This is a genomic window from Paraburkholderia xenovorans, from assembly GCF_046030735.1.
Taxonomy (GTDB): Bacteria; Pseudomonadota; Gammaproteobacteria; order Burkholderiales; family Burkholderiaceae; genus Paraburkholderia; species Paraburkholderia xenovorans_A.
The window spans coordinates 41366-55586 of record NZ_JAQQBV010000028.1 but is presented as its reverse complement, the minus strand read 5'-3'; the positions used below and the strand labels follow the sequence as shown (position 1 = coordinate 55586).

Below are 14221 nucleotides of genomic sequence, written 5' to 3'. Positions count from 1 at the left end.
CCCGAACAGCGCACGAAGTTCAGCCGCAGTGCAGCAAATCGCCAAAGGGCAAAGCGGTCGCCATCCGCCGACTTGTGGAAAAAGGTCGTGCATGGCGGAAAAGGTAAAGAACGCGTCTGAATTCGTAAATTGGCGTACGGGCCGAGAGTCAAGAATAGAACGCAATGCAGACGGTAGCGGCAAAGCCTCAGCGCCGCTCCTGGCCTTACCGGCAGCCCATGCAAAAGCCTCTTTCCTGAACTCACGGACCTTCCATGTCGAACCCGAATCCTTTCTTCGAAGAACCGCTGGCGAGTCGCGACGCGGCGGTGCGCAGCGCAATTTTGAAAGAGCTCGAGCGTCAGCAATCGCAAGTCGAGTTGATCGCGTCGGAAAACATCGTGTCGCGCGCAGTGCTCGAAGCGCAGGGCTCGGTGCTGACCAACAAATATGCGGAAGGATATCCGGGCAAGCGCTATTACGGCGGCTGCGAATATGCGGACGTGATCGAAACGCTCGCACTGGATCGCATCAAGCAACTATTCAACGCGAAATTTGCAAATGTGCAACCGCATTCCGGCGCGCAGGCCAATGGCGCAGTGATGCTCGCGCTGCTGAAGCCGGGCGATACGGTGCTCGGCATGTCGCTCGACGCGGGCGGCCATCTGACCCACGGCGCGAAGCCGGCGCTCTCCGGCAAATGGTTCAACGCGGTGCAATACGGGGTGAATCGCGACACGCTGCTGATCGATTACGAGCAGATCGAGGAACTTGCGCAGCAGCACAAGCCGGCTCTGCTGATTGCCGGTTTCTCGGCTTATCCGCGGGCGTTGGATTTCGCCCGGCTGCGCGCGATCGCCGATGGCGTGGGCGCGAAACTGATGGTGGACATGGCGCATATCGCCGGCGTGATTGCGGCGGGCCGTCACCAGAATCCTGTCGAGTATGCGCATGTGGTGACGTCCACTACTCATAAAACTTTGCGCGGCCCACGCGGCGGTTTTGTACTGACGAATGACGAAGACATCGCGAAGAAAATCAATTCGGCGGTATTTCCGGGCTTGCAAGGCGGTCCGCTGATGCATGTGATCGCCGGCAAGGCGGTTGCGTTCGGTGAGGCGCTGCAACCCGGTTTCAAGACTTATATCGACAATGTGCTCGCGAATGCAAAAGCACTGGGAGAAGTACTGAAAGCGGGCGGCGTCGACCTGGTGACGGGCGGCACCGACAACCATCTGCTGCTGGTCGATTTGCGTCCGAAAGGTCTCAAGGGCAATCAGGTCGAGCAGGCGCTGGAACGCGCCGGCATCACCTGCAACAAGAACGGCATTCCGTTCGACACCGAAAAGCCGACGGTCACTTCCGGCATTCGCCTCGGCACACCCGCCGGCACGACGCGCGGTTTCGGCCTCGGTGAATTCCGCGAAGTGGGCCGGTTGATCGTCGAGGTATTCGATGCGTTGCGCGATCACCCGGAAGGCGATCCCGCTACCGAACAACGCGTGCGCCGCGAGATTTTCGCGCTGTGCGAACGCTTTCCCATCTACTAGGCACGCCTGGAGCACACGATGAGTACTCTGCACGACAACAGCATCATCATCGACGGTTTGAACATTTCGAAGTTCGAGCGCTCGGTGTTCGAAGACATGAGGAAGGGCGGCGTGACCGCGGTGAACTGCACGGTGTCGGTGTGGGAAAGCTTCCAGAAGACCGTCGACAACATTGCCGAAATGAAGCAGCAGATCCGCGAATACGGCGAGATTCTGACGCTCGTGCGCACCACCGACGATATCTTCCGCGCGAAGAAAGAGAACAAGACCGGCATCATTTTCGGCTTCCAGAACGCGCATGCATTCGAGGACAACCTCGGCTATATCGAGGCATTCAAAGACCTCGGCGTGAACGTGGTGCAGCTTTGCTACAACACGCAGAACCTGGTCGGCACCGGTTGTTATGAACGCGACGGCGGCCTGTCCGGTTACGGCCGCGAAGTGATTCAGGAAATGAATCGCGTCGGCATCATGGTCGATCTGTCGCATGTGGGCGGCAAGACTTCATCGGAAGCAATTGCGGCATCAAAAAAGCCAGTGTGCTATTCGCATTGCTGCCCGTCGGGTCTGAAAGAGCATCCGCGCAACAAGAGCGACGAGCAACTGAAAGAGATCGCCGATGCGGGCGGTTTCGTCGGCGTGACGATGTTCGCGCCGTTCCTGAAGCGCGGTCCGGACGCCACCGTTGAAGACTATATCGAGGCGATCGAATACGTCGTGAATCTGATCGGCGAAGACCAGGTCGGCATCGGTACGGACTTCACGCAGGGCTACAGCACCGAGTTCTTCGACTGGATCACGCATGACAAGGGCCGTTATCGTCAGTTGACGAACTTCGGCAAGGTGGTGAATCCGGAAGGCATTCGCACGATCGGCGAGTTTCCGAATCTGACGGCCGCGATGGAACGTGCCGGCTGGAGCGAGACGCGTATCAGGAAGATCATGGGCGAAAACTGGGTACGGGTGTTCGGCGAAGTGTGGAAGGTTTGAGCCGCGTGCCTGAAGTCTGAAAAGAAACACCCTCATAAAAAACGGAGTCTCCCCATGCAACCCCAACTGCCGATCGACGTCGATCCGAACACTGGCGTCTGGACCACCGACGCGCTGCCGATGCTGTACGTGCCGCGCCACTTCTTCACCAACAACCACACGGCGGTCGAAGAAGCGCTCGGCATCGACACGTACGCCGAGATTCTCTACAAAGCCGGCTACAAGTCCGCGTATTTCTGGTGCGACAAGGAAGCGAAGCAGCACGGCATTGCTGGCATGGCCGTGTTCGAGCATTACCTGAACCGCCTGTCGCAACGCGGCTGGGGCCTCTTCACGATCACTGAAGCCGATCCCGCCAGTTCGCGCGCGCGCATCGAATTGCACAACTCGTCGTTTGTACTCGCGCAGCCGGGCAAGGAAGGCAAGCTTTGCTACATGTTCGCCGGCTGGTTCGCGGGCGCGATGGACTGGGTCAACGATACCGCTCCCGATGCGACTCGCAAGGGGCCGCCGTCGCAATCGAAGGAAGCGCGTTGCGCGGCGGAAGGCCACGACCACTGCGTATTCGAAGTGTCGCCGCTCGCGTCGTAACACAGCACACAGCAATCCATTCCGAGGTCGATCGCGATGCGTTACCCGAACCTGTTCAAGCCTCTCACGCTCAACAAGCTGACTCTGCGCAACCGTATCGTCAGTACCGCGCATGCGGAGGTCTATGCGGAACCGGGCGGCTTGCCCGGCGACCGTTATATCCGCTATTACGAGGAGAAGGCGAAGGGCGGCGTCGGCCTTGCGGTGTGCGGCGGGTCGAGCCCGGTGTCGATCGATAGTCCGCAAGGCTGGTGGAAGTCGGTGAATCTGTCGACCGACAGGATCATCGATCCGCTCGCGCGGCTTGCCGAAGCGATGCATCGGCACGGCGCGAAGATCATGATTCAGGCCACTCACATGGGCCGCCGTTCGGCGTTTCATGGCGAGCACTGGCCGCATCTGATGTCGCCCTCCGGTGTGCGAGAACCGGTGCATCGTGGCAATGCGAAGATCATCGAAGTAGAAGAGATTCGCCGGATCATTACCGATTTCGCCGCGGCGGCAAAGCGTGTGAAAGATGCGGGTATGGACGGGGTCGAAATCTCGGCCGCACACCAGCATCTGATCGATCAGTTCTGGAGCCCGCGCACCAACTTCCGGACCGACGAATGGGGCGGTTCACTGGAAAACCGCCTGCGTTTCGGCACAGAAGTGTTGAAAGCGGTGCGCGAAGCAGTAGGTCCGGACTTCTGCGTCGGGCTGCGCATGTGCGGCGACGAGTTCCATGAAGATGGTCTCGATCACGAGCAGTTGAAAGAAATCGCTCAGGCAATGAGCGAAACCGGTTTGATCGACTACCTCGGCGTGATCGGTTCGGGTGCGGATACGCACAACACGCTCGCCAACTGCATGCCGCCGATGGCGCTGCCGCCCGAGCCGTTCGTGCATCTCGCGGCCGGCATCAGGTCGGTGGTGAAGCTGCCGGTGATGCACGCGCAAAGCATTCGCGATGCAGGTCAGGCCGAACGTTTGCTCGCCAGCGGGATGGTCGATCTGGTCGGTATGACGCGTGCGCAGATCGCCGACCCGCATATGGTGGTCAAGATTCGCGACGGTCGCGAAGACGAGATCAAGCAATGCGTCGGCGCGAATTATTGTATCGACCGCCAGTACAACGGACTGGACGTGTTGTGCGTGCAGAACGCGGCGACCTCGCGTGAAGAAACCATGCCGCACGTGATCGCGAAAACGCGCGGGCCGAAGCGCAAAGTGGTCGTGGTCGGCGCGGGTCCCGCCGGACTCGAAGCGGCGCGCGTCGCGAAATCGCGTGGCCATGACGTCGTGCTGTTCGAGAAGAACGACCACGTGGGCGGCCAGATCATGATTGCCGCGAAGGCGCCGCAACGCGAACAGATGGCGGGCATCGTGCGCTGGTTCGACATGGAGACGAAGCGGCTCGGCGTGGATCGCCGCCTTGGCGTCGCCGCCGACGACAAAACGATCATGGCCGAGAAGCCGGACATCGTCGTGCTCGCGACCGGCGGTTCGTCGTTCACGTCGCAAGTGGCCGCGTGGGGTGTCGAAGAAGGGCTCGCGGTCAGTTCGTGGGACGTGCTGTCGGGCAAGGTCGAGCCGGGCAAGAACGTGCTGGTGTACGACGGCGTCAGCACGCATGCCGGTGCGGGTGTCGCCGATTTCATGTCGAGCCGCGGCTCGAACGTCGAGATCGTGACGCCCGACGTGAAAGTGGCCGACGACGTCGGCGGCACCACGTTCCCGATTTTCTATCGACGCCTGTACGCGCAAGGCGTGATCCACACGCCGAATTACTGGCTCGACAAGGTATACGAAGAAGACGGCAAGAAGATCGCCGTGATCCGCAACGAGTACACCGAAGAACAGGAAGAGCGTGCGGTCGATCAGGTGGTGATCGAGAACGGCAGCACGCCGAACGACGAACTGTACTGGAAGCTCAAGCCGGAGTCGCTGAATCGCGGGCAAGTGGACGTGCACAAGCTGTTCGCTTCGGAACCGCAGCCTTCATTGAGCGAAGAACTGGGCAACGGCCGCTTCCTGCTGTTTCGCGTCGGCGATTGCATTTCGATGCACAACATCCATGGCGCGATCTACGACGCGCTGCGCCTTTGCAAGGATTTCTGACGATGAGCCCCGTGTTTGTCATCACCGTCCTGCTGTGGTTGTCGGTGGCCGGCCTCGCGTTCGCGCTCGCCCGACGCGCCGCGTATTGGCGCGAAGGGCGCGCGACGGCTGCGGGCGCATACGGCTGGACCAATCTGCTCGCCATTCCCAAGCGCTATTTCGTGGATCTGCATCACGTGGTGGCGCGCGATCCGTACATCGCGAAGACCCATGTCGCGACTGCCGGCGGAGCGATCCTCGCGATGGCGCTGGTGTTCGTCAACTATGGTCTTGCGATCTACTCGCCGTGGCTCGACAAGCTGATCTTTCTGGCCGCACTCGTGATGCTGGTGGGCGCGGTGTTCGTATGGCGCCGCCGGCATGGCGCGAAAGCGGTGCCGGCACGGCTCTCGCGCGGCCCGTGGGATCATCTGCCGTTGCTGCTCGGATCGTTCGCGTTGGGTCTCGCGCTGTTCATCGCACTGCCTGCCGCGGCTATGTCCGGCGCACTCGCGATCATCGTCGCGTTGCTGATCGCCGCGGGCGCTTTCACGATGACGTTCGGCGCGGCGCGTGGCGGTCCGATGAAGCATGCGCTCGCCGGCTTGCTGCATCTCGCGTTTCATCCGCGTCAGGAGCGTTTTGCCGAGCGTCACGACAATGACGTTGTGCCGCCGACCGCGCTGAAAACACCGGTGCTCGACGCGAAAGAATACGGCGTCGGCAAGCCGGTGGAGTTTCGCTGGAACCAGTTGCTCAGTTTCGACGCCTGCGTGCAGTGCGGCAAGTGCGAAGCGGCATGCCCCGCGTTCGCGGCCGGTCAGCCGCTCAATCCGAAGAAACTGATTCAGGACCTCGTCACGGGGATGGTCGGCGGTACGGATGAAGCTTACGCGGGCAGTCCGACGCCTGGCATTCCGCTCGGCCAACACGGCGGCGCGCCGGGCAAGCCGCTGATCTCCAGTCTGATCGAAGCGGACACGCTGTGGTCCTGCACCACGTGCCGCGCGTGCGTGCAGGAGTGTCCGATGCTGATCGAGCACGTCGACGCGATTGTCGATATGCGGCGCAATCAGACGTTGGTCGAAGGCAGCGTGCCGGGTAAAGGCCCGATCACGCTCGCGAATCTCCGCGAGACCGGCAGCGTGAACGGTTATGACGTCGGCGCGCGTTACGACTGGGCCGTCGATCTGCAGGTGCAGGTCGCGCAGCCGGGACGTCCGGTAGACGTGCTGCTGATCGCCGGCGAAGGCGCGTTCGACATGCGCTATCAACGCACGTTGCGTGCTCTGGTCAAGGTGCTCAACCGCGCGGGTATCGATTACGCGGTGCTCGGCGGCGTTGAGACCGATACCGGCGACACGGCCCGGCGTCTCGGCGACGAAGCCACCTTCCAGCAGCTCGCGGGCAAACTGATCGGCACGCTTTCGCAGTACGCGTTCCGCAAGATCGTGACTGCCGATCCCCATGTGCTGCACAGCCTGCGCAACGAGTACCGCGCGCTCGGCGGCTTCTACGAAGTGCAGCATCACACGGCGCTGATCGAAGAACTGGTGGCGGGCGGCAAGCTCTCGCCGAAAGCGGTGGCCGCGTTTGCGGACCGCAAGATCACGTATCACGACCCGTGCTATCTGGGCCGCTATAACGGTGAAACGGAAGCGCCGCGACGTCTGTTGAAAAGCATCGGTATCAAGGTGGTGGAAATGGAGCGCAACGGCATGCGCGGACGTTGTTGCGGTGGCGGCGGCGGTGCGCCGCTGACCGATATCCCCGGCAAGACGCGCATTCCGGATATCCGTATCGACGACGCCCGCGGGATCGGCGCCGAGATCGTCGCGGTGGGTTGCCCGAATTGCACGGCGATGCTCGAAGGCGTGGTCGGTCCGCGTCCGGAAGTGCTCGACGTTGCCGAACTGGTTGCGGCGGCGCTGGAGTAATGCGATGAACACGTTCAAACGAATCGAACCGCGCCGGCCGTTCACGATCACGGCGGATGGATTGAAGCGCATCACGCTCGGCGTGACGGACTCGACCGGCGCGATGTCAATGTCGACGCACGGCGTGTCGCACCGCGAGCAGCCGAAGCCGCGCCGCACGACGGTTGCCGCTCAGCGCGCTTTACTGGTGGCCGCGCATGCGGACCGTGGCGCATTAGACGACCACGCGCGTCAGACGCTCGCCGCGGCAGCGCTGATCGCGGATGCACAAACCGAAGTCGTGCTGGTGGTGTTCGGCGAATTCACGGACAACGCTGCGCTTCTCGGTGCCGACAAGCTGATCGAACTGCCGATGTTCGATCGCCGCGCCTTTGCGCCGCTCGATGAACTCAACGCGCTCGCCGCCTGCGTCGCGGCTTATGCGCCTGTCCATGTCTTCCTGCCCGATAACGCGACGGGCGACGGCGATCTCGGCCGACGCTATGCGGCGGCTGTGAACGCGAGCGTCGCAACGCATGTGGTCGAGCTCGATGCGGCGCATGTAGCGTCTTATGTGAAGGCCAATAGCGTATTCGCAGTGCGTGCATTGCCGGAAGTCGTATTGCTCGCGCCGAATGCCGTCGATCCGACATTGCCGTTTGTCGGCGCGGGCGAGCAAGTGGTGTGGCGCTTCGACGGTGCGCCGGTCTCGTCACAAGGGGTCGTGCGTGATCTCGGCATCGAAGAGATCGACGCGGCTCAAGTCGCGCTGGAAGAGGCGGACTTCATCGTATCGGCGGGCAATGGCGTGAGCGACGTCGCTGCGTTCGAGCGTCTCGCGAGTACTTTGGGCGCAGCAATCGGCGCGAGCCGCGTTGCCGTCGACGACGGCAAGTTCGCTCGCGACAAGCAGATCGGCGCGACCGGCAAAACCGTCGAGGCGAGCGTGTATATCGCGTTCGGCATTTCCGGCGCGGTTCAGCATTTGCAAGGGATCAAGGATTGCCGCCACGTGATCGCGGTGAACCTGGATGCCAGCGCGCCGATCGCGAAGCGCGCGAACCTGACCGTGATCGCCGACACGCAGGAAACTATCGCGGCGCTGAACGAAGCGGCGGCCGCGGCGCGTAGCGCGCGCGGCACCGGCGCGGCGTTGCTGAATTCCGCGGCTCTTGCCGAAGGAGCGCTCGTATGAAGATAGCCGTTCTGGTTTCCGTCGGACGCCATCCGGTGAGCGGCACGGCGCGCTACAGCCGCAACGATGCCGCCGCGTTGACGATAGCGCTCGCGCTTGCGAAAACGCACAGCGCGACGCTCGACGTGCTGCACGCGGGCGATCCGTCGAACCCCGCGCTCAACGAATATCTCGCACTCGGCGCGCGCAGCGTGGAAGTGCTTCATATCCCGTCGACGCCCGAATTACAGGCCGATGCAGCCGCGCCGCTCGCCGCTCGTCTGAAGGGCTACGACCTGGTGTTGACCGGCACGCGCGCGGAAGGCGCGTTTGACAGCGGCATGTTGCCGTACCGCGTGGCGAATGCGTTGAACGTGCCGCTGGTGGGCGCGGCGGTGGATCTGACGCTACGCGACGGCTGCGCGGAAGTCCGGCAATTCATGCCGAAGGGTCTGCGCCGCCGCGTCGAGGTCAAGTTGCCCGCGCTGATCGCGGTGCATCCGCTCGCGAACACCACGCCGAGCTATGCGTACGCAAGATTGCGCGAAGGCACGATCCGCGCGGTCGTCACGCAGGCCGCGGGCAATCCCGACGACCTCGCGTGGACGAGCCGCCCGGCGAGCGCGAAACCCGTGCGCCTTGCGGCCGCCGAGAAGCGCTCTGGCCACGCTCGCATGCTGTCTGCGACCACGACTGAGAGCCGCGGTGGCAGCGTCGTAATTGAAGGGAGTTCCGTCGAAAAAGCACAAGTGATTCTGGCGTATTTGCGCGAGCATCAACTCGTGGATTACTGATTTCCGGTTCGGGCCAGCACGCGACCAGGAGGGCCTGGCGCGACGCCAGACGTGACATGCAACGGAGCACACCATGAAAGTTTCGGCAGACGTTCGCGCGATGATCGAACGCCGCAAAAAGAATTACACACTGGAAGCGCCGTTCTATACGAGCGAGGATATTTTCGCGCTCGATATGGAGGCGATTTTCCGCAAGCACTGGATTCAGGTCGCCGTCGAGCCGGACGTGCCCGAACCGGGCGATTACATCACCGTCGAACTCGGCCACGATTCGATCCTGATCGTGCGCGACGACGACATGCAGGTACGGGCGTTTCATAACGTCTGCCGCCATCGCGGCGCGCGTCTGTGCAATACGGACAAAGGCTCGCTCGGCAATATCGTCTGCCCGTATCACAGCTGGACGTACAACCTGAACGGCGATCTGATGTTCGCCGAACATATGGGCGATCAGTTCGACCGCTGCAAACACAGTCTGAAATCCGTGCATGTGGAGAATCTGGCGGGCCTCATTTTCATCTGTCTGGCTGAAACGCCGCCTGCCGATTTCGCGGTGGTGCGAGAAGCGATGGAGCCGTATCTGCTGCCGCATGCTCTGACCAACTGCAAGATCGCGGCCTCGATCGACATCATCGAGGAAGGCAACTGGAAGCTGACGATGGAGAACAATCGCGAGTGCTATCACTGCGTCGCGAACCATCCCGAGCTGACGATTTCGCTGTATGAATACGGCTTCGGCTATCAACGCACGCCGGCCAACGAAGAAGGGATGGCTGCGTTCGAATCGACCGTTGCACGCCGTACCGCGCAGTGGGAAGCGATGAAGTTGCCGTCCGCGGAGATCGAGCGTCTGGCCGATCTGGTGACGGGTTTTCGCACGCAGCGCTTACCGCTCGATCGCGACGGCGAATCGCAAACGCTCGATGCGAAGGTGGCGTCGAAAAAATTGCTCGGCGGCTTCGAGCAGGCCGATCTCGGCGGTTTGTCGTTCTGGACGCAGCCGAATTCGTGGCATCACTTCATGAGCGACCATATCGTCAGTTTCTCGGTGATTCCGCTGTCGGCCGGTAAAACGCTGGTCCGCACGAAATGGCTGGTACATCAAGACGCTCGCGAAGGGATCGATTACGACGTCAATAATCTGACGGCCGTCTGGCGCGCAACGAATGATCAGGACCGCGCGCTCGTCGAATACTCGCAACGCGGCGCGAACAGCAGCGCTTATGAGCCGGGCCCGTATTCGCCGTTCACCGAAGGGCTCGTCGAGAAGTTCTGCGAATGGTACATCGGCCGTATTGCCGACTATGGCAATGCGCCTCAAATCAACGATGCCGATGACACGCCGGTTTCGCACGGCGAGAAAGTCGTGTCATTCAAGCGCTGAGCGCGATACCGCAACCAGGAGCGGAGAAAACAATGATGCGCGATCAGGCGACGTTTGAAGTCAGCCCCGAGTCGGATTCACATCGCGCTTCAAGCCGCGTGACGCGGCCGCGATTCTGGGAAGCGTTGCCGGCACGCTGGGACAGCGACGCCGACGAAACGCTGGTGTGCTGCCAGGTTCGTCAGGAAACGCACGATGTGAAGAGCTTTTTCTTTCGTGCGCCGTCCGAGCGGGCTTTCGTGTTCGAGCCGGGGCAGTTCATTACGCTCGAACTCGAGATCGACGGCGAATCGGTGAATCGCTGCTATACGATCTCGTCGCCGCCGACGCGTCCGCATACGATTGCCATTACGGTGAAGCGCGTGCCGGGCGGCAAGGTGTCGAACTGGCTGCACGACAATCTGCACGCGGGCATGCAGGTGCGCGTGCTTGGACCGTCCGGCGAGTTCACGTGCGCGCGGCATCCGGCGCGCAAGTTTCTGTTTCTGTCGGCAGGGTCGGGTATTACGCCGCTGATGTCGATGAGCCGCGCGCATCATGAACTCGGCGAAGATAGCGACATCGTATTCGTGCATAGCGCGCGAACGCCTGACGACATTATCTTTGCGCGTGAACTCGATCTGATCGCTTCGAACCAGTCCCATTTCCGCACCGCGTTTGTGTGCGAACGGGTCGGCGCGCGCACCAATTGGCCGGGCGTCACGGGTTTTCTGACGCTGCCTTTGCTGAAGCTGATTGCACCGGATTTTCTCGACCGGGAAATTTTCACGTGCGGGCCGGGGCCTTATATGCAGGCCGTACGCAATCTGCTGGAGGAAGGCGGCTTCGACCGCAGCCATTATCACGAGGAAAGCTTCTCGTTCGAAACGGTCAGCGAAGTGCATGCGCAATTGACTACTGCGCATGTGGCGCAGGCGTTGCAGCGCTCGGAGAGCTTTGTCGAAGCGCGCGAGCAGGCAATCGGATTCGCACCTGAACCTGTAGCGGATAAGATTCCAGTTCCGCTTCCTGTCGATACGGAAACGAAGTTCAAAGTCAGTTTCGCGCGCAGCAATCGCGAGATCGAATGCGGCGGCGGCCAGCATGTACTCGACGCGGCGAAGAAAGCCGGGGTACGTCTGCCGGCTTCCTGCACGCAGGGCATGTGCGGTACCTGCAAGGTCAAGCTCGTGTCCGGCGAGGTCGCGATGAAACACGCGGGCGGGATTCGTCAACGCGAAATCGATCAGGGGATGGTCTTGTTGTGTTGCAGCAAGCCGCTCTCGGATCTTGTCGTCGATAAGTAAGACGAGAGCCACGCGCGCGAGGTCGCGCTCGGACAATTGCATGTCGTAAAACAACGCTACCCGGCATTTCTGGCTGGCGATTCTAAATGCTCAATGGGTTGTTTCTTGACGGCGAACGGGAGAACTGGCGATGAGACTGATCAAAAAGATACTGGTATTGAGCGCGATGAGCGCAGCGCTCACGGCAGGCAGCGTGGGAGTATCGGCCGATACGAAACCGACCATCAAGATCGGCTACGTGGAAGGCTGGGACGATAGCGTCGCGACTTCGAATGTGGCCGCGCGCGTGATCGAAAAGCGCCTTGGGTATCAGGTCCAGCTCGTGCCGGTGGCGGCGGGCGTGATGTGGCAGGGCGTGGCGCGCGGCGATCTCGACGCGACGCTGTCCGCGTGGCTGCCGGTTACGCACGGCGCGTACTGGAACAACTTCAAGGAGAAGGTGGTCGACCTCGGCCCGAACTTCAATGACGCCAAGATCGGCCTGATCGTGCCGGAAAACTCGGATGTCACCACCGTCGGCGATCTCGAAGCGAAGAAAGCGGAATTCGGTTCGCGCATCGTCGGGATCGATGCCGGCGCGGGCGTGATGCAGAAGACCGGCGAGGCGATCAAAGCCTACGGTCTCGACTATCAACTGATGCCGAGTTCAGGTAGCGCGATGACAGCGGAGCTGGCGCGTTCGGAAGCGGCGAGCAAGCCGATCATCGTGACGGGCTGGAAACCGCACTGGATGTTTGCAAAGTACAAACTCAAATTTCTCGACGATCCGAAGAAAGTGTTCGGCGAATCGGAGCACGTGGATAGCGTCGTGAATCCGGATCTGGCGAAGAAGGCGCCGCCGGTCGTTGCGTTCCTGAAGAGGTTTCAGTGGAAGCCAGGCGAGATCGACAGCGTGATGCTGGCGACGCAAAACGGCGAAAAGCCGACAGCCGCAGCCGACGCGTGGATCAGTGCGCATGGCGACCGGGTGGATAGCTGGGTGAAGTAATGTGCCTTTGTGGTTGATCGGGTTGCGAAAATGAATAAAACCGGCAATCCTAACTATGAGGTCGCACCGCGACAGATTCATGTCGCTTCCGGTCGAATCCCCGTAAATCTGGACCCTTATTCTTGACCCGTCGATGCAGGCACGCCTAAGGGTTTGCCGGCATCGAAGCGAGCGTCAGTCTGTTGCAGTCGGTTTCAATCAGTCCCAACCGGTTTCGAACTGCCCGTCATGCGAGAAGCGCTGTGCATTGCAAAACAAGCACGGCAGGGACCGCTTTATCCAACGAAATAAGCAGGCAAAGAGCAGGGGAAAAGCAGATGAAGAAGAGCAATGCCGTCAGCCTTTCGGGACTCGCCCTCGCGGCAAGCGCAGCATTCGCGCCGGCGGCGGTCCACGCGCAAAGCAGTGTCACCCTGTACGGGATACTCGACGCCGGCATCACCTATGTGAATAACGCAGGCGGCGCACATCAATTCAAGTTCGACGACGGTATTTCATACGGCAACCGGATCGGCTTCAAGGGCGTCGAGGATCTCGGCGGCGGCTTGCAGACGGTGTTCGTACTCGAGTCGGGCTTTCACCTGGGTAATGGTCAGTATGCGTTCGGTGGCGCCGAGTTCGGCCGCCAGGCTTACGTCGGTATCAAGAATTCGTGGGGGACGCTCTCGCTCGGCAACCAGCTCGACATGACCGAAGAGTTCGTCTTTCTGTACAACATCTCCGCGTGGGCGAGCGGTTATGCGATTCACCAGGGCGACTTCGACCGTATGAACGGCGACCGTTTGCCGAACTCGATCAAGTTCCTCTCCAGCGATTTTGCCGGCTTCACGTTCGGCGGTATGTACTCGTTCGGCAATACGGCCGGCGACTTCCATCAGAAAAGCGCATGGAGCGTGGGCGCGCATTACGATCACGGTCCGTTCAATATGGGCGCGGCGTATACGCAGTTGAACAACCCGTTTGGGATCTATGCTTTCGATCCGTACGCGATGATCGGCACGCATACTTTCCTCGGTCAGCCGACGGTTTCGGTCAATCCGACCACCGGCGCGGTGACCGATCTGTACAGTTCGTCGTCGTTTCCGGTCGACAAGCAGGGCGCTTTCGCGGTCGGCGCCGCGTACACGATCGGCAAGCTGATGCTGACCGGCGATTTCACGTATACGACGATCAAGGGCTTCGGCCAGACTTCCCATATGCAGGTGTATGAAGGCGGAGCGTCGTACAACTTCACGCCGGCACTCGCACTGTATGGCGGCTATCAGCACACGAGCTTCGAGGGCAATCACTGGAATCAGGGATCGCTCGGGCTGCATTATCTTTTGTCGAAGCGCACGGATGTTTATATTTCCGGCGACTATCTGCGGGCCTCGGACGGTGTGAATGCGGTGATTGGCTATAGCTTCACGCCTTCGTCGTCGAATACGCAGACGGACGTGCGGATTGGGATGAAGCACGCGTTCTAGCGTTCGACGCCGGGGGTTCGGCGC

Annotated in this window: 11 protein-coding genes; all 11 read left to right on the top strand. The window is 61.1% G+C overall.

Features of this window, described 5'->3' with window-relative positions:
* Positions 1 to 254: 254 nt before the first annotated feature.
* The 11 genes from glyA (at position 255) to PQQ51_RS24705 (ending at position 14197) form a co-directional block, all read left to right on the top strand.
* Entirely contained in the window at positions 255 to 1529 is a 1275-nt protein-coding gene (gene glyA, locus PQQ51_RS24755) for a serine hydroxymethyltransferase (RefSeq protein ID WP_408499500.1), read from the top strand.
* A gap of 18 nt (positions 1530 to 1547) precedes the next feature.
* On the top strand, positions 1548 to 2519 hold the full coding sequence (locus tag PQQ51_RS24750) for a dipeptidase (RefSeq protein ID WP_408499499.1): 972 nt from the start codon (positions 1548 to 1550) through the stop codon (positions 2517 to 2519).
* Between the two features lie 54 nt (positions 2520 to 2573).
* Positions 2574 to 3110 (top strand): DUF5943 domain-containing protein, encoded by a 537-nt coding sequence (locus tag PQQ51_RS24745; protein ID WP_408499498.1) that lies wholly within the window; start codon positions 2574 to 2576, stop codon positions 3108 to 3110.
* A gap of 36 nt (positions 3111 to 3146) precedes the next feature.
* Positions 3147 to 5210 carry an oxidoreductase gene (locus PQQ51_RS24740; protein ID WP_408499497.1) on the top strand — a complete coding sequence of 688 codons (2064 nt, stop codon included), beginning with the start codon at positions 3147 to 3149 and terminating at the stop codon, positions 5208 to 5210.
* A gap of 2 nt (positions 5211 to 5212) precedes the next feature.
* Positions 5213 to 7126 (top strand): (Fe-S)-binding protein, encoded by a 1914-nt coding sequence (locus tag PQQ51_RS24735; RefSeq protein ID WP_408499496.1) that lies wholly within the window; start codon positions 5213 to 5215, stop codon positions 7124 to 7126.
* A gap of 4 nt (positions 7127 to 7130) precedes the next feature.
* Positions 7131 to 8300, top strand: a complete 1170-nt coding sequence (locus PQQ51_RS24730) for an electron transfer flavoprotein subunit alpha/FixB family protein (protein ID WP_408499495.1) — start codon at positions 7131 to 7133, stop codon at positions 8298 to 8300.
* Positions 8297 to 9073, top strand: coding sequence for an electron transfer flavoprotein subunit beta/FixA family protein (locus PQQ51_RS24725; RefSeq protein ID WP_408499494.1), 777 nt, complete (start codon positions 8297 to 8299; stop codon positions 9071 to 9073). Before PQQ51_RS24730 ends, PQQ51_RS24725 begins: the two co-directional genes overlap by 4 nt.
* A gap of 73 nt (positions 9074 to 9146) precedes the next feature.
* Positions 9147 to 10457 (top strand): aromatic ring-hydroxylating oxygenase subunit alpha, encoded by a 1311-nt coding sequence (locus PQQ51_RS24720; RefSeq protein ID WP_408499493.1) that lies wholly within the window; start codon positions 9147 to 9149, stop codon positions 10455 to 10457.
* 32 nt (positions 10458 to 10489) lie between these two features.
* Positions 10490 to 11743 carry an FAD-binding oxidoreductase gene (locus PQQ51_RS24715; protein WP_408499492.1) on the top strand — a complete coding sequence of 418 codons (1254 nt, stop codon included), beginning with the start codon at positions 10490 to 10492 and terminating at the stop codon, positions 11741 to 11743.
* Positions 11744 to 11873: 130 nt separating this feature from the next.
* A complete protein-coding gene (locus tag PQQ51_RS24710; RefSeq protein ID WP_408499491.1) occupies positions 11874 to 12731 on the top strand; it encodes a glycine betaine ABC transporter substrate-binding protein in 858 nt (285 codons plus the stop codon).
* Between the two features lie 317 nt (positions 12732 to 13048).
* Positions 13049 to 14197 (top strand): porin, encoded by a 1149-nt coding sequence (locus PQQ51_RS24705; protein ID WP_408499490.1) that lies wholly within the window; start codon positions 13049 to 13051, stop codon positions 14195 to 14197.
* The last annotated feature ends 24 nt before the right edge of the window (positions 14198 to 14221 follow it).

Bases quoted from the DNA above. Each gene is read 5' to 3' on its own strand.
- glyA (WP_408499500.1), top strand. From the start codon at position 255: ATGTCGAACCCGAATCCTTTCTTCGAAGAACCGCTGGCGAGTCGCGAC.
- PQQ51_RS24750 (WP_408499499.1), top strand. From the start codon at position 1,548: ATGAGTACTCTGCACGACAACAGCATCATCATCGACGGTTTGAACATT.
- PQQ51_RS24745 (WP_408499498.1), top strand. From the start codon at position 2,574: ATGCAACCCCAACTGCCGATCGACGTCGATCCGAACACTGGCGTCTGG.
- PQQ51_RS24740 (WP_408499497.1), top strand. From the start codon at position 3,147: ATGCGTTACCCGAACCTGTTCAAGCCTCTCACGCTCAACAAGCTGACT.
- PQQ51_RS24735 (WP_408499496.1), top strand. From the start codon at position 5,213: ATGAGCCCCGTGTTTGTCATCACCGTCCTGCTGTGGTTGTCGGTGGCC.
- PQQ51_RS24730 (WP_408499495.1), top strand. From the start codon at position 7,131: ATGAACACGTTCAAACGAATCGAACCGCGCCGGCCGTTCACGATCACG.
- PQQ51_RS24725 (WP_408499494.1), top strand. From the start codon at position 8,297: ATGAAGATAGCCGTTCTGGTTTCCGTCGGACGCCATCCGGTGAGCGGC.
- PQQ51_RS24720 (WP_408499493.1), top strand. From the start codon at position 9,147: ATGAAAGTTTCGGCAGACGTTCGCGCGATGATCGAACGCCGCAAAAAG.
- PQQ51_RS24715 (WP_408499492.1), top strand. From the start codon at position 10,490: ATGATGCGCGATCAGGCGACGTTTGAAGTCAGCCCCGAGTCGGATTCA.
- PQQ51_RS24710 (WP_408499491.1), top strand. From the start codon at position 11,874: ATGAGACTGATCAAAAAGATACTGGTATTGAGCGCGATGAGCGCAGCG.
- PQQ51_RS24705 (WP_408499490.1), top strand. From the start codon at position 13,049: ATGAAGAAGAGCAATGCCGTCAGCCTTTCGGGACTCGCCCTCGCGGCA.